Source organism: Sphingobium sp. LSP13-1-1.1 (assembly GCF_040676415.1).
Classification (GTDB): Bacteria; Pseudomonadota; Alphaproteobacteria; order Sphingomonadales; family Sphingomonadaceae; genus Sphingobium.
In genome coordinates, this window is sequence record NZ_JBEGHU010000001.1 from 329539 (window position 1) to 350090 (window position 20552).

The 20552-nt window shown below is 60.4% G+C and carries 18 protein-coding genes; 9 read left to right on the plus strand and 9 right to left on the minus strand.

The window, feature by feature from the left end:
• Window positions 1-24: 24 nt before the first annotated feature.
• Window positions 25-798, plus strand: coding sequence for an IclR family transcriptional regulator (locus tag MRBLSP13_RS01370; RefSeq protein WP_363736216.1), 774 nt, complete (start codon window positions 25-27; stop codon window positions 796-798).
• 35 nt (window positions 799-833) lie between these two features.
• Here the strand turns inward: MRBLSP13_RS01370 and MRBLSP13_RS01375 are convergent, their stop codons facing one another.
• On the minus strand, window positions 834-2060 hold the full coding sequence (locus MRBLSP13_RS01375) for an amidohydrolase family protein (RefSeq protein WP_363752195.1): 1227 nt from the start codon (window positions 2058-2060) through the stop codon (window positions 834-836).
• Window positions 2061-2326: 266 nt separating this feature from the next.
• Between MRBLSP13_RS01375 and MRBLSP13_RS01380 the strand changes: the two genes are divergently transcribed.
• The 3 genes from MRBLSP13_RS01380 to MRBLSP13_RS01390 all read left to right on the plus strand — a co-directional run bounded on the left by MRBLSP13_RS01380 (window position 2327) and on the right by MRBLSP13_RS01390 (window position 5017).
• Window positions 2327-2755 (plus strand): carboxymuconolactone decarboxylase family protein, encoded by a 429-nt coding sequence (locus MRBLSP13_RS01380; RefSeq protein ID WP_363736219.1) that lies wholly within the window; start codon window positions 2327-2329, stop codon window positions 2753-2755.
• 14 nt (window positions 2756-2769) lie between these two features.
• Window positions 2770-4389: an AMP-binding protein gene (locus tag MRBLSP13_RS01385; protein WP_363752197.1), complete on the plus strand. Its 1620-nt coding sequence runs from the start codon at window positions 2770-2772 to the stop codon at window positions 4387-4389.
• 136 nt (window positions 4390-4525) lie between these two features.
• Window positions 4526-5017, plus strand: coding sequence for a VOC family protein (locus MRBLSP13_RS01390; RefSeq protein WP_363752199.1), 492 nt, complete (start codon window positions 4526-4528; stop codon window positions 5015-5017).
• Window positions 5018-5052: 35 nt separating this feature from the next.
• Here MRBLSP13_RS01390 and MRBLSP13_RS01395 read toward each other — a convergent pair whose 3' ends face one another.
• The 4 genes from MRBLSP13_RS01395 to MRBLSP13_RS01410 all read right to left on the minus strand — a co-directional run bounded on the left by MRBLSP13_RS01395 (window position 5053) and on the right by MRBLSP13_RS01410 (window position 9914).
• Window positions 5053-6138 (minus strand): phosphotransferase family protein, encoded by a 1086-nt coding sequence (locus MRBLSP13_RS01395; RefSeq protein ID WP_363736222.1) that lies wholly within the window; start codon window positions 6136-6138, stop codon window positions 5053-5055.
• 105 nt (window positions 6139-6243) lie between these two features.
• Window positions 6244-8598 carry a TonB-dependent receptor gene (locus tag MRBLSP13_RS01400; RefSeq protein WP_363736223.1) on the minus strand — a complete coding sequence of 785 codons (2355 nt, stop codon included), beginning with the start codon at window positions 8596-8598 and terminating at the stop codon, window positions 6244-6246.
• Between the two features lie 317 nt (window positions 8599-8915).
• A complete protein-coding gene (locus MRBLSP13_RS01405) occupies window positions 8916-9101 on the minus strand; it encodes a hypothetical protein (protein ID WP_363736225.1) in 186 nt (61 codons plus the stop codon).
• A 207-nt stretch (window positions 9102-9308) separates the two neighbouring features.
• Window positions 9309-9914 (minus strand): hypothetical protein, encoded by a 606-nt coding sequence (locus tag MRBLSP13_RS01410; RefSeq protein ID WP_363736226.1) that lies wholly within the window; start codon window positions 9912-9914, stop codon window positions 9309-9311.
• A gap of 433 nt (window positions 9915-10347) precedes the next feature.
• Here MRBLSP13_RS01410 and MRBLSP13_RS01415 point away from each other — a divergent pair, with 433 nt between their 5' ends.
• From MRBLSP13_RS01415 to MRBLSP13_RS01430, 4 genes are read left to right on the plus strand one after another with little or no spacing between them, the layout of a single operon-like run.
• Window positions 10348-11115 (plus strand): TetR/AcrR family transcriptional regulator, encoded by a 768-nt coding sequence (locus MRBLSP13_RS01415; protein WP_363752202.1) that lies wholly within the window; start codon window positions 10348-10350, stop codon window positions 11113-11115.
• A 15-nt stretch (window positions 11116-11130) separates the two neighbouring features.
• Window positions 11131-11574, plus strand: coding sequence for an SRPBCC family protein (locus tag MRBLSP13_RS01420; protein ID WP_363736229.1), 444 nt, complete (start codon window positions 11131-11133; stop codon window positions 11572-11574).
• Between the two features lie 22 nt (window positions 11575-11596).
• The gene (locus MRBLSP13_RS01425; protein ID WP_363736231.1) at window positions 11597-12025 is read left to right on the plus strand and encodes a VOC family protein; all 429 of its coding nucleotides are present in this window, start codon (window positions 11597-11599) and stop codon (window positions 12023-12025) included.
• A gap of 58 nt (window positions 12026-12083) precedes the next feature.
• Window positions 12084-12692: a glutathione S-transferase family protein gene (locus MRBLSP13_RS01430; protein WP_363736233.1), complete on the plus strand. Its 609-nt coding sequence runs from the start codon at window positions 12084-12086 to the stop codon at window positions 12690-12692.
• 335 nt (window positions 12693-13027) lie between these two features.
• Here MRBLSP13_RS01430 and MRBLSP13_RS01435 read toward each other — a convergent pair whose 3' ends face one another.
• The 4 genes from MRBLSP13_RS01435 to MRBLSP13_RS01450 are packed head-to-tail and all read right to left on the minus strand — an operon-like array spanning window position 13028 to window position 17452.
• Entirely contained in the window at window positions 13028-14545 is a 1518-nt protein-coding gene (locus MRBLSP13_RS01435) for a CRTAC1 family protein (RefSeq protein ID WP_363752204.1), read from the minus strand.
• Between the two features lie 17 nt (window positions 14546-14562).
• A complete protein-coding gene (locus MRBLSP13_RS01440) occupies window positions 14563-15864 on the minus strand; it encodes an MFS transporter (RefSeq protein WP_363736237.1) in 1302 nt (433 codons plus the stop codon).
• Between the two features lie 33 nt (window positions 15865-15897).
• Window positions 15898-16899, minus strand: coding sequence for a FecR family protein (locus MRBLSP13_RS01445; RefSeq protein WP_363736239.1), 1002 nt, complete (start codon window positions 16897-16899; stop codon window positions 15898-15900).
• The gene (locus tag MRBLSP13_RS01450) at window positions 16859-17452 is read right to left on the minus strand and encodes an RNA polymerase sigma factor (RefSeq protein WP_363752206.1); all 594 of its coding nucleotides are present in this window, start codon (window positions 17450-17452) and stop codon (window positions 16859-16861) included. Before MRBLSP13_RS01450 ends, MRBLSP13_RS01445 begins: the two co-directional genes overlap by 41 nt.
• A gap of 242 nt (window positions 17453-17694) precedes the next feature.
• Here MRBLSP13_RS01450 and MRBLSP13_RS01455 point away from each other — a divergent pair, with 242 nt between their 5' ends.
• Window positions 17695-20484 carry a TonB-dependent receptor gene (locus tag MRBLSP13_RS01455; RefSeq protein WP_363736243.1) on the plus strand — a complete coding sequence of 930 codons (2790 nt, stop codon included), beginning with the start codon at window positions 17695-17697 and terminating at the stop codon, window positions 20482-20484.
• Window positions 20485-20552 lie beyond the last annotated feature (68 nt).

A 20552-nucleotide genomic window follows, 5' to 3' on the forward strand; every position in this document is an offset into this window, starting at 1 on the left:
GAAAACAGGGGACGGGCGGGGAAGATGCAAGAGGCCAAAGTCGAGGAGACCCGTGCGCGGGGACCGAAGGCGATCACGCGTGTGCTCGATCTGCTGGTATTGCTGGCCGGGAAGCAGGATGGAATGAGCCTGGCCGAGCTCAGCGCGGTCATGACGGTACCCAAAAGCACCTTCATCGATACGCTGCGGGGCCTGTGCGACATGCATTATCTGTCCTGCCAGGAAGGGCGCTACCGTTTGGGGCCGGCGGCCTATCATTTCGCGAGCCGGATCGTGCGCCACTGGTCAGCGCCCGAACTGGTCCGGTCCCTCGTCAAGCAACTCGCTGCCGAAACGCGCGAATCGGTGGGATTCGCCATCGCCGATTGGGAAATCGGGCAGGCCATCTACACCGAAGCGAGCAACAGCCCGCAACCGGTGCGCTATGCCATGCAGGCTGGGCTGCGCGCGCCCCTGTACGCGAGCGCCGCCGGCCGCGTCCTCATGGCCTTTGCCGGTCCGGAGCAGGTAGAGGACTATCTGGCCCGCGCCCATCTTCGGCAACTGACCGACAGCACTCGAACTGATCCCGACGCCATTCGCGTCAGCCTGGCGGAAATTCGCAGGCAGGGCTATTGCGCCAGTTTCGGGGAAATGTTGAGCGACACTGCGGCACTGGCGGTGCCGGTCATGGGCCCCGATGGGGATATGCTCGGCGCCTTGATACTGGCCGCTCCGCTCGCCAGGATGAAGCAGAATTTCGACCGGCTTCTGAGCGCCACGGTGGAGGCGGGCCGCCGCGCTTCAGCGGGAAGCTGACGCGCGGCGGATAGCTTGTCGACCGAAGACAAGCTTCAGACAGGCAGCCCCATGAAGCGCATGCCGTTTTCATACATAACCTTGCGCACATCGGTGGCCGACAGATCCTTGCACGCTTCCTCCGCGAACAGCCGCGGTTCCTCCACGCCCTCTGCATGCGGATAGTCCGATCCCATCAAGACCCAATCGGCGTTGCCGACCTGATCGATGATGGATTTCAGGTCATCCTCCGGATAGGCGACGACGGAAACATGGCGGGCAAAGATGTTGCTGGGCCGATCCTTCAACTGCCCGGCGGGCCAATAGCCGTTCTTCGCAATGCCCCGGCACTTGTCCATCTTCACCAGCATGGACGGCACCCATTCGGCGCCATTTTCAGCCGACAGCAGCCTCACATTGGGAAAGCGTTCGAAGAAATTCCAGAAGATGAAGCTCGACAGCGTCTCGATCACCGGCCGTTCCGAATAGCCGTGCATCCATACGAAAGCGGACTGGCGGATGCGCGATTGCTGCATGCCCTCCCCCCACAACGCCATATGATCCTTCAGGTAAATAGCCTCGGACACATGGAAGACGACCCGTATACCTGCTTCATTGGCGATCGCCCAGAAGGGATCATGGTCGGGATGCGCGGGCGCCTTGCCGTTATAGGGGCCCATCGGCATCAGGATGAGCTTTGCGCCCTTCGCGACCACATCCTTCAGCGCCTTGCAGGCCTCCTCGACATTGTCGAGGGTCATGATGGGGCATGAGAAGATGCGGTCGTTGTAATTATACTTCCACTGGTCGTGCATCCAGCCATTATAGGCGTTCAACACGGGATAGGCATAACGCGGGTCATCAAGGAAACTTATTGCCGTGATCATGTTGCCGACAAAGAGAATGGACGAACGCACGTCCCAGGCGTCGAGCAGTTTCACCCGCGCTTCGGGTTCCATCATGTCCGCGCTCTTGGGCACATGCATGTCGATCTCGGCCTTGCCCTCCTTCATGGCGCGCAGCCATTCGTGCAATTTGCCGGGCGCGGGGACACGGCCATCCTCAAAAAGATGGTCGGCGCTGATTTCCACCTTGCGCGGCCCCACATACATGGCGAAGTCGCCGTCCGATCCTGTCTTGAACGTTACGCCATAGCGTTCGGCAGCGTCCTGGGGCAGATATTTCGTCCAGGCTTCATCCGTTTCCCAGAAATGCGTGTCGGCATCAAAGATCGGACCGGAATAAACAGGCGAAGTTCCCGTCGCCTTGATTTGTGCAGACATAATCTTCCTTCCCCAAGGTCGTGACGTCATTTCGATATTGTCTGGGCCATGCGCCATGAAAGTCGCGCATCCAGTGTCCAAACCTATATAGGCTTGAGCGGATGGCGCGAATATCGACCCGGACCTGCCATCACATAGGCGATGGAGCACCGGCACCATCAGATGACCGATCACTATATGCTACCTAGCCATAGCGGCAGCGGCATTGTTGACGTGGGCACGCCGCCGCCCATAGGCCAGACAATCATAATGCATGGAGACATCGGATGGCTGAGTTGGACGAGAAGCAGAAATCGGGCGTCGACTTCATCAGCGGCATCATGGGCGAAGGGTTCGGCAATGCCTTTCGCGACGCATGCACCGCCGATGGCTTTGGCTCGGCCATCCCGCGCATGGCGGCAAGCTGGGCTTTTCATGACGCCTGGCGGCATCAGGGCATTGCTCCCAAGGAAAAGAGCATGGCCGTCATATCCGCCCTTATTGCCATGCGACAGTCGCTGGAACTGAAAAACCATGTGAAGATCGGCATCGCCAACGGGTTGACCCCGCAGGAGCTGGAAGGGCTGCTGGTGCAACTCACCCCCTATGTCGGCTTCCCGTGCATCGCATCCGCCACGACGGCGGTCATCGAAGCCATGCGCGAAGCCGGCGTCTCTCCCGACGTCAGGACGGCTGAGGAAAAGGGGTTGCTGTGATCGGCGCGACAGCCTTGACCAATCCACATTTTTCCGACCTGCCGAAGACGCTTGGCCACACATTGCCGAAGGTCATCGCGCATGTCGCCGCACGTTATGGCGACACACCCTTCATCGTCGGGGAGGACGGCACACGGATCAGCTTTGCGCAATTCAAGGAACGGGTCGATGATCTTGCCCGTGCGTTGATCGCCCATAGCGTCGCTTATGGCGACAGGGTCGCGATCTGGGCGCCCAACAGCGCGGAGTGGATGATCGCGGCGGCGGCGGCGGAGAGCATCGGCGCCATCATGGTGCCCATCAACACTCGCTTCAAGGGTGGCGAGGCGCTCTACATATTGGCCAAGACGCGGGCCAGGATCCTGTTCACCGTGACGGGGTTTCTGGGCAATGACTATGCCGCCATGCTGACCCAGGCGGGAGGAGGCCCGGGATCGGCCGGGCCGGTGCGCGATCTGCCGGCGCTGAGCCATATCGTGGCACTGGACGGACCTGGTTTCGACATGTTCCGGCGCACGCAGGCCGATGAGGCGGAACTTGCCGCACATATTGCGGCCGTGACGCCGGAAACGATCGCTGATATTCTTTTCACCAGCGGCACCACCGGACAGCCCAAGGGCGCGATGCACAATCATGGCCAGGCATTGTGGGTGCCCGCCATCTGGAACGAATCCAATGACCTGCGGGCCGGCGATCGCATGGCCATCGTCAATCCCTTCTTCCACAGTTTCGGCTACAGGTCGGGCTGGATTTCCGCGCTGGTGGCGGGCATCACCGTCTATCCGCTGTCCACGTTCGACGCCGAGGCGCTGCTCTCACTGATCGAACGCGAAAGGATCAGCGTGTTGATGGGCCCGCCGACGATTTTCCTCTCGCTGATGGACCATCCCCGTTTCGGCGCGTTCGACATTTCCTCGCTGCGGGTTGGGCACACTGGCGCTTCCAATGTTCCTGTCGACCTGATCCGCGCCGGAAGGGAAATATTCGGGTTCGACCTGTTCCTGACCAGCTTCGGCCAGACCGAGTGCACGGCGCTCGCCACCGTCAACTATCCCGATGCCAGCTTTGAAACGATCGCGCGGACGGTCGGCAAGCCGCTGCCCGGCGTGGAGCTGCGGATCATCGATGCGCAGGGCAATCCGCTGCCCGCGGGCGAGAGCGGCGAACTGCTGATCCGTGGCCCGGTGGTGATGCAGGGCTATTTCGAGGAGCCGGAGCAGACCGCAGCCACGATCGACGCAGACGGCTGGCTTCACAGCGGCGATGTAGGATGCATTGCGCAGGATGGCACGCTGCGCATCCTCGATCGTCTCAAGGATGTCGTCATCGTCGGCGGTTTCAACGCTTATCCGGCCGAGGTCGAGAATATCCTGCGCAAACATCCCGCCATTGCCGATGTATGTATAATCGGCTGGCCCGATGATCGCATGGGCGAAGTCTGCGCCGCCTGCGTCATCCTGAAGGATGGCGAAGCGCTGACGCTGGCGGAGTTGACGGCATGGAGTCGCGAGCAGATGGCGAATTACAAGGTGCCGCGCCATCTGTTCCTGATGGATGATTTTCCGCGCACGCCCTTGGGAAAGATCCAGAAATTCCTGTTGCGTGATCGGATCAAGGCCCAGGCCGACGCTTAGAGCGATTTCCAAGCGATCGACACCGATCGCTGGTTAAGAAATCGCGGAAAACAAGGAATCCAGAGCGGCAGGCCGCGAGAGCTGACGGCTGAACGACCCCCGCGACAGGTCTAACGCCGGAAAGGCAGATGAGAGGATGGCGATGGAATTCCGGGGCGACTTTTATCAAATCGGCGTGGTGGTTCGCGATATCGACGCAGGCATGGCGCGTTACCGCAATCTCCTGGGGCTCGGCCCTTTCTGGCGGCTCGATACCGATTATGAGGGCCGTTATCGCGACTGGCGCGGCCGCTTTGCCAACAGGAACGCCTTTACCAGATGGGGCGATGTCTATCTGGAGATGATCGAGCCGGTCATCGGTCAAGGCAATGCCAGAGAATGGCTGGAAACACGGGGCGAAGGCATTTTTCACCTCGGCTATGCAGTCGACGATCTTTCGCAGCGGCCCGATGGCGTCGAATGCGTATTCGAAAGCTGGGGCGCAAGGATGCCCAATGGCGATCCGGCAGTGATCCACCTCGATACCGTGGAACAACTCGGCTATTTTGTGGAACTGTCGGATCGCGCGCTGGTCGACCGGCTGAACGCCACGATCGACCAGTTCATCGCGCAAGAGGCAAGCATCTGATCAATGCCGCCCGAAGGGCCGCGAGACAGCGTTTCCTATGGCAATAGCTCGCGGAGGTCATGGTCGAGTGCGGCCTGTCCGAAGCGGGCGGCATAGGCCGTGTTGACGGCCTCCGTCTGGAACCTCACCTCATTGGTGAGGAAAATGAACAGGCCCCAGACGATGGAACGCCTGTAATCCAGCCATGCTTCGTCCCAATCCAGAACCGGGCCACCTTCCCGCGCCAGCGCGTCGAGATAGATGCGCAGCAACTCGCCTTCCCATTCCGCCCGATCGGCAAGGTCGGCGGCACAGACGATGTGGTAGGAGACCTCATGGTGCCAGGCGGTCTGCGCCACCTGTGCGTCGAAATAGCCGGGCGTGCCATCCTCCAATATGTACAGATTGCCCAGATGCGTGTCGCCATGAATGAGGCAGCGGGGTTGGGCGCGCTGAATGTCACCGATGGTCATCAGCGCGCGTTCCATCCAGACCCGGTCGTGCAGCCGCGTGGACACCGCCGCGCCCCGCGGCGAGGCCATATAATGCGCCCAGATATCGGGAACGAGATAACGGCGCATATAGTCCAGTCCCCAGCCGTCGAACCGGCTGGCGATGTCGGCCCAGCGGCCGCCCGTCTGGAAATGGGGTGAAGCCCAGGTCGCTGCATGATAGGCGGCCATGGTTTCCATGCGGCGCGCAATCTGATCGAAGCTGTGCGGGCGCAGCGCATCGCAGAAATCGACGCCGGGCCGCTTCAGATCCTCCATGATGACGATCGACTGGTGCGAATTCGGGTCCGTTCCGGCAAAATAGGCACGTGGCGAAGGCATGGGGATCAAGGGCTGAATATCGGCGTAGAAGCGCGTTTCATTGGCGTACATCGCCGCCATCTTCGGACTGTGCTCCTCAAAGCCTCCTTTGACGATCAGGGTTTCGCCGATCTGTTCGGCGCCCTCCCCCTCCACAGTCAGCCGGACACGGATCTTGGTCGAGGTCCCCAGGATGATATCGACTATCTGCGAGTCGCTCACCGACACGCCGGGCAGTCGCTGTCGCAGAGCGCGGGTCAGCCACGCGCTGTTGATCTGCTCGGGCGTCAACGGCAGCGGCAATGCGTCAGCAGGATAAGCCTTGTTCATGAATCTCTCCGTGGTCCTTTTGGCGCAGAATGCCAGACAGCAACGCGCAAGAAAAAGGGGGCGCAGAACTCTGCGCCCCCTTGATGCTTTCACCCTGATCCAGGATCAGAATTTGAAGCCCACCTCGATGCCATAGGTGCGCGGCTCACCGTAGACGCTGTTCTGGAAGCCCAACCCTTCGGCGATGAGACCCAGCACGCCGATGCGATAGGTTTCGTTTAGCGCATTGTTGACGAAGGCGGCGACCGAAGCGCCTGACCCGCCGACATTGTTGAGTTCGGCACGCAGGTTGATCAGCGAATAGGCTGGCTGAACGCCCTGGATCTCGAAATCGTCAAGATAGATCTTGCTGCGCCACGTGTAGTTCATGATGAAGTTGAGCTGGCCGACATCTTCGCTGATGGGCGGCGAAATCGTCGCCGTGGCACCCAGCTGATGCTTGGGAACGCCGCGCTGCTCGAACTCGGTCAGACCATTGGCCAGCACGACGCGGCCTGCCCGGATCTTGACCTTCGTGTAGGAATAGAAGGCCGCGAGCGAGAAGGTGTCGGTGCTGAAGTTCGCCTCGAACTCGCCACCGACATTGCGCTGCTTGGCGGTATTGTCGACGATGGTGAAGACATTGCCGTCGACGAAAGTGGCGCGCTGTTTCTGCACATCGCTGCCATCCTGACGGAACAGCGCCGTGCTGGTGGTCAGGCGACCGCCACCCAACCGATGATTGGTCTTCAGGCCGACTTCATATTCGTCGACGAATTCGGGGAGGAAGGGTGCCAGCGTGACCACACCGGTTGCCCGAGTCGAAAAGCCACCCGCCCGGAAACCATGACGATAAGACGCATAGGTCGTCACTTCCGGCGTAGGTTCATATTGCAGGGTCGCGTCGTAGGTCCATTCCTTGAACGACTTGCTGTTGGTGAAGGCGCACGGCCCGGTCTGCCGGACGGTGGTCTCATAACCCGCCGGGACGACCGGGTTGAAAGTACAACGGCCGAAGGTACCGTCCGCATTGGGATAGTTGGGCTGCGACGGCGACACGGTGATTTTCCGCTTGTCGTAATTGTAGCGAAGGCCGCCCGACAGGCTGACCTGATCCGTGACCTTGAAGGTGCCCGCGACAAAGGCGGCCGCGGTTCGTGCATAGCCTTCACCCGGATTGCTGGTGACGAAGAGCGACGCGTCGGTCGTCGCGGGATTGAGGCCTGCCCCGGCGATATTCAGCTGAGGCAAGGTGTTGGCGAGCGAGCCGTCAATACCCTTTTCCTCGAAATAATAGCCGCCGGCGATCAGGTCGAGCCGGTTATCGAACATCTTCGCCTGGAGCTGCAATTCTTCCGAAATATTGCGTGAGCGCGAATATTGATAGGGTGCAATCAGGAACGCCGGGATTCCGTCATAATCCTGCACGATATCCCGACGCTGCTTGCGGTAGCCAAAGATATTCTTCAGCGTCAGGTTATCAGATAGTTCCCAGGTCGTCTTGTTCGTGATTCCCCAATTCTTGATGCTTTCACGCGGCAACCCGAACACGTCGAGATTGCTGCCGTCGCCCGAACCGGAATTGAGCGTGTAGCGATGCGTGCGGAAAAGCCGCTGCGCTTCGGCGAACTGTCCCGGAATATCGGCCAGGTTGGCATATCTGCTGAGAGCCGAGGGATAGCTGATGGAGGTCAGGAAGGACGCGGTGCCGTTTTCGCGCGACTTGAACCAATCGAACACGGTCAGCGATTCAATGCCATTGCCCGGCGACACGAGCGCCGACACGCGGAAGGTGTCGTAATTCTGGTTATCGAGACGCAGTCCGCTGCCTATGTCGTGCGCCCAGCCGTCACGCTCGCGGGTCTTCCCCGAAACGCGCAGGGCAACGGAATCGCCGACCGGAACGTTCACCATCCCGTAGATATCGTGCATGTCGTAATTGCCATATTGGCCACGAACTTCGCCCGCGAACTCGCCCAGCTTCGGATGAGCAGGCTCGACCAGCACCGCGCCGCCGGTCATGTTGCGGCCGAACAGCGTGCCCTGCACACCCTTCAGAACCTGGACCGATTCAAGGTCATACAGGCTGTTGCCAAAGCCGTAGGGGCGCGGCTGCACCACTTCGGCGAAATAGGTGCCGACCGGCGGATCGGTGAAGAGCTGCGTTTCCTGCGTCCGCTGGCCGCGCAGCGAAAAGGCAATGGTGTTGCGCTGGCTCTGCGCACTGGTGATCGAGAGCGAAGGGGTGCGGTATTGCAGGCCCTGAACGTCGGTCACGCCCGACCGCGAAAGCTGCTCGCCCGAAATGGCCGAGACAGAGATCGGAACATCCTGCAGCGCCTCGTCGCGGCGGCGCGCGGTGACCACAATGTCGCCGGTCGACACGCCGTCGGTCTGCGGCGACGCGGCATCCTGAGCAAAGGCGGGTGCGGAAACGAACAAAACCGCGCAAGTCGCGGCAAGATAGCGTCGATAGGTCATTGCATCCTCTCAGGGACTGATGGAACCGGCCTATAGCTTTGCTCTGAAGCCGGCGAACGGATGAACGCCAGCTAGCGCCATTTCCCGCTCGGCCAAACCCTTGATTGGCGGATGTTATGGATCATCAGATACGCGATCTTGCATATACGCTGGAATAGGGAAGATGATTTAAGTCGTCCGTTGTTTTCAGGACACAGTTCCAGCGCCATTTTTTCCGGCTTTATTTTCAGATGATTATATAATCCATATTTTTTCGGCCAAATGTTGCATCAACGTTTAAACCGGATGCTTTTTTCCGGACATGAGGATGTTTTTGATCAAATACTGATCCTGCGAGACCAGGCGCGGCGACGCGCATCGATCTGCGCGAGACGTTCTTCCCGGCTCAGCCGGGCAATATCATCGGGCAGATGCGCATCAACCTGATCCAATGGCACGATGTCGAGCCAGTGGACTGGTCCCCCGCCCTGTACCTTGTCCGGCAATCCGATAGCGACCGCCATTGCCCGCCAGGCCGATAGCAGTTGTCCGGATTGTCTCCGCCCATGCGTGCATCGGGCACGGCGGAAACACGGGTTCGATTCCCGTGGAATAACAATTATATTGCAATTACTTATCCATTGAACCTGAGATAAAATCTCCCACTTTTTATCTTTTTGACCATCTTGGATATGCTCGGATACGCGCTTCGATACGCCGCAGATCGAGCTTCACTGATAGTCCAGCGCGCCTTCCGCCGCGCGAACCACTTCCTCGATCTTGCCTCTGCGCAAACGATCCAAGGGCGCTGCACCGTCGGTATAGGGGTTGGGGGTCACGAGCCAGTCCCAGGCCGTTTCATCATCGCTGAAATGCACACGAACACGGTCAAGCCCCTCGACCGGCGCGCGTCGATCGAACTGCCGCGTGGGATAGACATAGTTGCGAACGCCCTTGCGCAGAGCGAGGATCTTGTGCGCACGCCGCCAATTATCCAGCGAGGCCCGAGCGACCCCCAGCGCGATTGCCATCTCCCCTGCCCCGAGCGTTTCGGTTGCCAGTCGGTGGCTGAGATCATCCTCAACCGTGACGGCGTCGAGCCTGGACTGCCCTTGCGCTTCGCTGACGAGCTTGCCGAGGCCACCGTCCGCCAGCTTGCGCGTTGCCGTAAAATCGCTAGCCGCTTCCAGAACCTTGCGCGCCAGACGCTCGGGATCGGGACTTGAACGCTGGAGCATGTTCGCCAATTTGAGCAGGGTTGAACCGCTCAAGGCGTCAAGAAAGTGCGCCACGGCATCGCGGGCGTCCTGGCGGGTGGTAATCTGCGGCTGGGCCATATCGTCTTTTTGTCCAATATAGCAAACTTATCTATTTTGTCCATAACCCTGCCAGCCAGCCTTTTCAAGAATGGGCCAGCCAGAGCCGCCAAAGTTGGGATCGCGTAAACGTACCCCAGCAGCCCCTCAGAGCTGGAAAGCTTTGCTTTACTGCACCGCCGTCGCTCCACCGTCATAGGCTTACCGGCACTCGACATCTCAGGAAGGAGACGGCCAAGCCCGGCCGTTCCTGTCTGCCACCATGAACGTCAGCTTCTGACAGAACCCGCCGGTGGGACGCTTTGAAGCGGACGGCAGGCACGACTTTGCTATCTGGCCGTCGTGATCGGTCTCTATCCCCGCTGCGTGGTCGGTTGGTCGATGCAGAGAGACTACCGACGTGGGTGCTGCAGGCGCCTCACATCGTGGCATGGCGGCGCAACCGAAGCAGCGAATGCTGATCCATTCGGACCAAGCCTTGCCGTTCACCAGCATGGACTGGCCAACAATGGGACCGCCGCGCGCATCGATGAAAGCGCTCCACCGGCTAAATCCCGCATTTGACTACATACCAACCGGTCGGTATGTAGTGTCCATGTCGAGTCGAATTCCTTCCGTCCCAAACAAGCCCAACGCCCGGACGCGCCTGCTTGACGCTGCCACCAAGCTGGTCCGCGAGAAGGGCTTTACGGCGACAAGCGTCGACGATTTGTGTGCGGCAGCGGGCGTGACCAAGGGTGCATTCTTTCACCATTTCGAGTCGAAAGAAGCGCTTGGCGTGGCTGCCGCAAATAACTGGGCGGAAACGACATCCGCCTTGTTTGCCGACGCACCCTATCACCTTCCCGCCGACCCTCTCGACCGCGTGTTTGCCTACCTGGATTTCCGGCGCGACCTCGTGTCGGACGAGATTGCCGGATTCACCTGTCTGGTGGGCACGATGGTGCAGGAGGTGCACGGGACCAGCCCTGCCATTCGCAATGCGTGCAAAGCGAGCATTTTCGGGCACTCGCAAAGCTTGGTCCCCGATATCGCCGCCGCATTTGCAGCCCACAACGTGCAGGATGTCGAGCCGATTGACCTGGCGCTCCATTTCCAGGCCGTCCTGCAGGGAGGTTTCATCCTGTCGAAAGCGAGCGGCGACCCGGCGCATACCCGCACCAGCGTCGCGCATCTCAAAGCTTATGTCGCCATGCTGTGCGGCGTCCCCAAGCCGAACTGAAAAGGAGTGCATAACATGCCCGGAACCGTCCATCTTCACCGCGTCCTGCCAGTCAAACCCGAGAAGCTTTTCCGTGCCTTTACCGATGCCCAAGCGCTGGCGGCGTGGCTGCCTCCCTACGGCTTCACCGCCGAAGTCGAACATTTCGATGCGCGCGAAGGCGGAAGCTTTCGTATGGCGTTCACGAATTTCACGACTGGCGGCTCACATAGTTTCGGCGGCGAATATCTGGAATTCGTTCCCGGAGAACGACTGCGCTATACTGACCGGTTCGACGATCCGAACCTGCCCGGCGAGATCGTCGTGACTGTCGACTTCAAGCCGGTATCGTGCGGAACCGAGTTGAGCATCGAACAGGCTGGCATTCCCGACGTCATTCCCACAGAAATGTGCTACTTGGGCTGGCAGGACTCGCTCGACAAGCTTTCGCGCCTCGTCACCCCTGAAATCAATCAGTGATTGGGTTTAGAGGAAAGAAGCCATGTCCAAACTGATTTTCATCAATCTGCCAGTCACCGACCTGAAAAGGTCAATGGCGTTTTACGCAGCCATTGGTGCCGCCAACAATCCGCAATTTACCGACGAGACTGCCGCTTGCATGGTGGTTAGCGACGCGATCCATGTCATGCTGCTGACCCACGACAAATGGCGGCAATTCACGTCAAAACCGATTGTGGATGCGCATGCAAGTGCGCAGGTGCTCCTGTGTCTATCCGCCGACAGCAAGGACGAGGTGGATGCCTATGTCGACAAGGCGATGGCTGCGGGCGGGAAAGGCGACCCGACGCCGACACAGGATTTCGGCTTCATGTTCGGCCGCAGCTTTGAGGATCCCGATGGTCATATCTGGGAAGTGATGTGGATGGACATGGCAGCAGCGCCCGATGCAATGCAGACCGGGTCGGCCTGACATGCCCGTCGATCCGCATGCCGCCATCGAAGTCACTGCCTATGACTGGGTGCCCGAAATGGCGCAGGGCCGCGTCAAGGATCTGCGCGTGCGGTGGGCGCTGGAGGAAATTGGCCTGCCCTATCGCGTCCGGCTGGTCGGCGGCGCAGGGACAGAGAAGTCGCCGGAACACCTTGCCGATCAACCGTTCGGCCAAGTGCCGGCCTACCGTGAAGATGGTTTGACCCTGTTTGAATCAGGGGCAATTCTGATCTGGATCGGCGAAAAGGACGAACGGTTGCTGCCACGCGATCCTGCCGGGCGCGCGCGGGCGATCGGTTGGGCGTTTGCGGCGCTCAACAGCATCGAACCGTTTCTAGGTACGCTGACGCTTCTGCGCTTTTTCGCAGACGCAAAACCGTGGCAGGAGGAAGCTAAGGCGGCAGTTCGACCGTTGCCGGTGATGAGGCTGGCACAGCTTGCAGCGGCGCTGGGCGACCGCGACTGGCTGGAGGATCGTTTTACGATCGGCGATTTGCTGATGGTCGACGTGCTACGAAATGTGCCGGAGCCAGACTTGCTTGCGGCGCATCCGAACCTTGCGGCTTATGTCAAACGCGGCACGGCGCGGCCTGCTTTCAAGGCGGCGTTGGCGGCGCAAATGGCAGTCTTCCAGCAGCCGCAATGATAGTCACGGATGGCCTCCAACCGGGAATATCCAGTTTTGGCGCTAATGCCGACGTCCTCAGATACCGTGTGGAGGGACCATATCGCTCCCACGAAAATTCCCGGCAGCTGTCGACCAGTTCAAGTCATTCCACCGTTCATTCTGAACCGTCGGATTTAGCCTAATCCTGCCATTGCCGCTCATGCTCGCGAAATGCGCTAATGTCCCGCGACCTTGCGGCAGCAGTTAACACTGATACGATTTACAGATGGCTTCGTTATCTGCCTCTGCCCTTACGCTTTCCGATGTCGTTTCGCAAAGAGAAGGTAGAAATAATCGAGCGTGATCCTCCCATCCTAACGCTCTATCTGCTCCTCGATAACCAACGATTTTCGCACGTAGAGTGATGGCTTCACGTTGGACAACGTCTGGAGCTTGCGCCCCTTCTTCGTCATCCAGGTAACTTCGACCTTCACCGGGTCGAGCGATTTGAGCCCGAAATGCAGGGGCGCGGCATTTTCGGAATTATAGCCGTCGCCAGTCGAAAGCTGGCGCGTTGCCAGTATCTTGCCGCCCTTGTCGTAAAGCCGCACTTCCGCGCCCATGCGCGTGAAGCGCCCTTTGGCGTCGAGCAAGGTAACCGACAGGCTGCGCTTTGCCGCCGCACGATCCAGATCGTTGTGGAACAGGAAATGGCCGCCCTGGCTGGTGTAGCCGCGCATCACCGACAGATCGAGCGCCCCGTCCCGGTCATAATCGACCCATTGCACGCCATGGTCGCCGACATTGAGCTTGGACGTTTCACTCAACACCTGCCGGAAGCCTTTTCCGCCCTCATTATGGAACAGGCTGTCCTTGGGCTGCTGCTGATCGCGCGGGCCATGGTAGGAGGTAACGAAGAGGTCGAGATAGCCGTCATTGTCATAATCGCCCCAGACCGCCCCGACGGCGTGATTGTCGATGGCGACGCCCATCTCCTTGGCGACATTGGTGAAGGTGCCGTCGCCATTATTGTGATAGAGGGTGTTCACCCCGTAATTGGGGACGAACAGGTCAAGGAAACCGTCATTGTCATAGTCGCCGACGGCGCAGCCTACCCCGCCATCCTCCTTTGACCGCCCCGGATTGTCCATGCCCAGCGCGGGGGCGACATCGGTGAACGTGCCGTCGCCATTGTTACGCCACAACGCATCCGTCGCGCCCGACTGGTTCGCGAGGAAGACGTCGAGGAAGACGTCGCGGTCATAGTCGAACCAGCATGCGCCTACCGTCGGGCGGCTGTCCGAAACACCGGTGCCGACCGACACCTGGACGAACTTGCCACGATCGTTGCGAAACAGGCTGTTGGGGCCAATGCGGTTGGCGGCATAGACGTCCAGGTCGCCGTCATTGTCGTAATCGACCCAACTGGTCTGGCGCGCGGACCGATTGGGAATGGTGAGGCCGAGTTCCGGCGCGACGTTCGTGAATGTCTTGCCGCCCTGGTTGTGAAAGACCAGGCTGAGGTCGCCCGGCATCGTGGCGCCACCCAGCAGGTCGATCCAGCCGTCGCCATCATAGTCCCCCCAGGCAACGCCACGCATTTCGGGGCCGGACGTCGGCAGGCCCATCTGCGGGCCTACATTGACGAACTTCCCCTTGTCGTTGCGATAGAGCCGGATGTCGCCGCCCTTGAGCGACACGGCAAGGTCCAAGTCGCCATCATTGTCGAAGTCCGCCCAACTATTAGACAGGGACCCGGCGATGGCGAAGTCATCGCGCTGCACGGAGGTGAATGGCGGTTCGGCGGAAGCCGCGGAATCCTGGGCGATCGCTGGCTGACACAGCAGGACCAGCGGCATGATATGGCAGAGCGTGCGGTTGAATGAAGGCATGACGTCTTCCCCTCTGATCAGATTTGGCTGGTCTTGCGGGTGTCGGGCATCCGCAGATAGATGATCAATGAAACCCCGATCATGGCGGTGACATACCAGTAGAAGCCGCCCTCCATGCCGATATGCTTGAGCCAGAGCGCGGCATATTCCGCCGTACCGCCGAACAATGTGTTGGCGAGCGCGTAAGGCAACGCGACACCCAGCGCGCGGATGTTGGCCGGGAAAAGCTCCGCCTTCACAATGGCGTTGATCGAGGTATAGCCCGTGACGATCACCAGCCCGGCCAACACCAGCAGAAAGGCGCCGAACGAAGAGGTGACGCTTTCCAACGCCGTAAAGATCGCTGTGGTGAACAGGACGCCGGCAACGCCGAAGGCGACGAGCAACGGCTTGCGCCCGATCCGGTCGGACAGCCACCCCGCCATCGGCTGCAGCATCATGTAGATGAACAAGGCCGACGCCATGATCGCGGTGGCGGTCTGCCGGCCGAAGCCCGCGCTGTTGACCAGGAATTTCTGCATATAGGTGCTGTAGGCATAGAAGGCGAGGGTGCCGCCGGCCGTCAGCGCCATGACAAGCAGCACTTCACGCGGATGCCGGCGGATGAGGTTGAGGCCGCTCGACCGGGGCTGTTCCCTGACAGCCGCGCTCTCCTCGAACGCTTCGGTTTCCTTCAGGCCCCTGCGCAGGCGGTAGACACCTACCGCCATCAGGCCTCCGATCACGAAGGGTATGCGCCAGCCCCAGCTTTCGAGTTGATGCTCGGTCAGGAAGAGCTGGAGCAGAAGGAGGACGCACAATGCCAGAAGCTGCCCGGCGATGAGCGTCACATATTGGAAACTGGAAAAGAAGCCGCGCTGGTCCTTCTGCGCCATTTCCGACAGATAGGTCGCGCTCGCGCCATATTCGCCGCCGATGGACAACCCCTGCATCAGCCGGGCGAGCAACAGCAGCACGGGCGCGGCGACGCCGATGCTGGCATAGCCGGGGATGGCCGCGATCATCAGCGATCCGCCCGCCATCAGCATGACCGACAGGGTCAGTCCCGCCTTGCGCCCCTTGCGATCGGCATAGATGCCCATGATCCAGGCGCCGATCGGCCGCATGAGAAAGCCCACGGCAAAGATCGCGGCTGCGTTCAGCAGTTGCGCCGTGCTGTCGTCCGAAGGGAAAAAGACAGGCGCGAAATAGAGGGTGAAGGCGGAATAGACATACCAGTCATACCATTCGATCAGATTACCGATCGAACCCCCAAGGATGGATTTCAGGCGATCCTGACGGGAAATTCCTACCGAGGCGAAAGACGTAACATGATCCATCCCCGTTGATACGGATGATCCAACAGCTTTCTGCTAACTGCCGTCCGAAGAAACGAGGATGATCGAATTATCGCTGCCGGACACCGCCCGAACGCCGAAACCGCTTTCCAGCGCATCAACAAAGTCCTGCGACCGATCGAGCCGAAAGGCGCCGCCGACCCTGAGGCTGGCGATGGCGGGATCGCCGATGACGAGCGGGGTCTGACGGTAGCGGTTGAACTCCTCCACCGCTTGCGCCAGCGTATCGCCCTGAAACTCCACCATGCCCTCCTGCCAGGCAACGCGCTGCTTGATCTTGGCTGGATCGAGATGCGTGACGGCGATGCTGCCGCTGCGGACGGCGGCGCTTCGACCGCTTTCGATCCGACGCACGGCGGAGTCGCCGTTGCGGACCGCGACGATCCCCTCGATGACCGTCAGTTCCGTGACATCGGCGCGCAGGCGCACGTTGAACATGGTGCCAACGGCCCGCACCAACGTGCCGTCCGCGTTAACGATGAAGGGCCGCTTTGCGTCATGGGCGACATCAAATTGCGCTTCGCCCTTCAACAGTTTGATCGATCGGATATCGTCGCGAAGCGACACCTCGATCGAACTGTCGGTGTTGAGATGGACGCGCGATCCATCCGCCAGCCGCACGGTGCGCGTTTCGCCCAGGGCCGTTCTATAATGATCGACGGAGCCTGCAAGGCGCAAGGCTACGGTCGATGTAATACCGGCGACCGCCGCTGCGGCCGCAAGACCGAGCAGCAGATCCCGGCGACCTAGGCGATGGGCCTTTGTCCCTTCGTTCGGCTCGACCCATGCGACCGCTTCGGTCGGGACATTTGCAGATGGCTCCGGTCGATCATCCCGACCGGCAGGGAGTTCGGTCAGCCGCTCCGACAGTTCCCACCCTGCCTCCGCCTTGGCAAAGGCAAAGCCATGGGCAGGGTCCAGGGCGATCCAGTCATAGGCGACATGCCAGTCCTCCGGGGCGTCGCTAGCCCGCGCATTAAGATACAGACGAGCCGCTTCGGCCTCGATCGCCTGCATCTCTTCTGCGCTTTTGTAGCGACCATCCAAATCCAGAACCCTCAAACTGTCCGATGGCTTGCATTATCTTTACAGCCGCGCGCGTCAAATGCTTGTCCACGGTAAAGACGGACAAGCCCATCTCCTCTGCTATCTCCTTCACGGGCTTTTCATGCACGCGACGAAGGATGAAGGCCTTGCGACACTGCGGCGGAAGCGTGTCCAATATCGCCTGAAGATGGCGCAGTTCGTCCCGCGCGTGCAAGGCATCTTCGGTCGAATTGTCCGCCTGAAGCACGTCAAGTTCGGCGACCAGTTCGAGCGACACGATCTTTTCGCGACGGGCCTCGTCAATCAGCAGGTTTCGCGCGATCTGGAACAAAAAGGCCTTGCCGCTCTGCGGACGGCTGATGTCGCCATGGGCATAGGCGCGCGTCATGCATTCCGCGACGATGTCGTCAATGTCGTGCCGCTGGGACAGAATGCGCCGCAACCGCGAACGCAGCGCGCCTTCATGGGGCAGAACGGCCTCCTTGAACCAATCCAGCCTGGCCCTGATCAAGTGTCCGTCCAAACCCGTCCCCCTGCGCACTTCGCTTTGCCTTTTCGACGCCCGGTCCGATCATCGTCCAGGTGCGAGCCGACCGATACCCAATGCCCCTCCGTCACAAAAATGAGATATTTTTGAGTGTCGATACCAGAAACGGGAACGCGCTTCGTATCCACCACTGACGACCAGATATTTTACGGCCCAATCATCTCACGGGGGATATGATGTCACGTAATTTTGGGAATATGTCTGTGTGCGCCATGGTCATGGCAGCAGCATTGAGCGCGCCGGTGGCCCTGGCGGCCGAGCCGACCAATTTCAAGATTCCCGCCCAGCCGATGAAGACGGCCTTGCCGATCTTCGCCAAGCAGTCGGGCATCCAGCTTCTTTTCCCGTACGACCAGGTCGCGGGCCTTCATGCCCAGTCGGTGAACGGCAAGATGGCGCCCGACGTGGCCCTTCAGCGCCTGATCGCGGGATCGGGCCTCAAGATCACGCTGTCCAACAGCAGCGTCATCGCGCTGTCGCTCAGCCATCAGGCCCAGAAGAGCCGTGCGGTCGAGGTCGCCAGCCTTGGCGTTACCGCGCTGCCCTTCGCCATGCAGGCCGCTGCCCTGCCGCAGGCGGCGGCCGCTGAGACCGAGGGCGATGCCGGCGAGACGATCGTCGTGACAGGATCGCGCGGCCAGGCGCGCACGATCACCGATAGCCCGACCCCCATCGACGTGATCTCCGGCGCAGATCTGAACCGCACCGGCAAAGCGGGCGTCTTCCAGGCGCTCAACACGCTCGTGCCGTCCTTCAACCTGCCGGTGCGGGCAGGCGGCGCGACGTCCACAGTCATTGCGACGGGTGGCCTGCGGGGGCTTAATCCCGATCAGGCGTTGATCCTCGTCAACGGGAAGCGGCGGCACAAGACGTCGCTCATCAACGCCGTATCGACGCTCTACAACGGGTCGGTTCCGGCGGACCTCGACATGATCCCGACCTCGGCCGTCGATCATATCGAAGTCCTACGAGATGGCGCGGCCGCGCAATATGGTTCGGACGCCATCGCGGGCGTTATCAACATCATCCTCAAGGACGAGACGAAGGGCGGATCGGCGAATTTCACTGCGGGTCAGAATTTCGATCGATCAGACGGTGAGCTATATCAGGCCGACCTCAATTTCGGGACGAAGCTGGGCGACAACGGCTTCGCGAATTTCTCGGTCAACCTCAAGAAGCAGGAAATGTCAAACCGAGCGCTGCCGATCGCGGACTGTTCGGTCATGGCGACCACCACCTGCCTTTATCCCCTGGTCAATGGACAACTCGATCCCCGCGACGCCGCGGCCGTGGGCACCGAACGGATCGTCACCATCAGCTATGGCGTCATGCCCTCGCGCAGCATCAACACTGCGCTCAATGCCGGATATGATCTGGGCGGGGTGCAGCTCTACGCCTTCGGCACGTACAGCCAGCGGCGCTCGGACCTGTGGTATAGCTATCGCTATCCCAAGGACATCAACAATGTCATGGGGATTTTCCCCAACGGCTATCGCCCTCACGTCATGATTGACGAGGAGGATTTCGAATTCACGGTCGGGGCCAAGGGCGAGATATCGGGATGGGATTGGGATCTTTCGACCGGCTATGGCCGCAATCGCGCGCGCCAGTCCTCGGAAGGAACGGTCAATCCTTCACTGGGCCTTCTCAGCCCGACCGACTTCTATATCGGTACGCTGAAATCCTCCGAGTTCGTCACCTCGCTCGACGTTACCCGCGGCTATGACGTGGGCGGCGGCAATCTTCAGGTGTCGGCAGGCGCGCAGCATCGGCATGAGCGCTATCAGACCTTCGCCGGAGACCCCGCCAGCTACGCCGTAGGACCGGCGATCATTTCGGGCATGACGCCGGGCGCACAAAGCTCCGCCGGCTTCCAGCCGGCTGACGCCGCCTACATGTCCCGTGACAACTACGCGCTCTATGCTGACGTAGCCTGGGACCCCAGCAAGGATATCACCATCGGCGCGGCCACCCGCTTCGAACATTACAATGACGGCAGCGGCGATACGCTCATCTGGAAGGTCAATGGTCGCTATGCCGCAACCGACTGGATCGCCTTCCGCGCCGCCGCCAACACCGGCTTCCGCGCTCCTGCCGTCGCCCAGCAAATCTATACCCAGACAACCAACCAGTTCCGGACCGTCAACGGCATCCCCAACCAACTGCTGCAGATCAAGACGCTGGCGGTGGACGATCCCGCCGCCGTCGCGCTGGGCGCCAAGCCGCTCCAGCCGGAGAAGTCGTTCAACGTCTCGGCCGGTGTAGTGCTGACCCCGCTGCCCAATTTCAACCTGACCATCGACGCCTATCAGATCGATGTCGATGATCGCATCACCATCACCAGCACGCTGACCGGTACAGCGATTTCCAACATTCTGATCGCGAGCGGCGTCCCAGCGGCCGAAGCGCGGACGCTCACCGCGCAATATTACACCAACGCGATAGACACCCGCACACGCGGCATCGATGTCGTCGCGTCCTACAAGCACGACCTTCTCGACACCATGCACATGCAGTGGAACCTGGGCTTCAACTATAACAAAACCAAGATCACTCACATCATCGACAATCCGCCGGAACTGGCCGCGCTCGGCCCGGATTATGTGCTGTTCGACCGCGCCCGGCGCAGCAACATGACCAACAACCTGCCGCGCACTAAGCTGTCGATCAGCAATCTGGCCACAATGGGCGACTTCACACTATCGACCCGCCTGACCCGCTTCGGCAGCTTCAAACTCTACCAGAATGGCGTCACCGCCAACGGCGTGACGACCTATCCCAACGATCGCAGCTACGGCGCCAAGTGGATCACCGACCTGGAAGCCGGCTGGCAGGTGACGCCGCTCGTCAACGTGGCGGTCGGCGCCAACAATATCTTCAACGTCTATCCCGACAAGAACCCAAGAAGCGATGTGAGCGCGACGCTGGGCCAGGGCCTCTATGTCGGTACGTCCCCGATCGGCTTCACCGGCGGCTTCTATTATGCCCGCGTTGGGCTGACCTTCTGATCCATGCGACGATCCGCGCCGTCCGCATCGGGGCGGCGCGGACATGACCTGACCGGAGATACCATCGC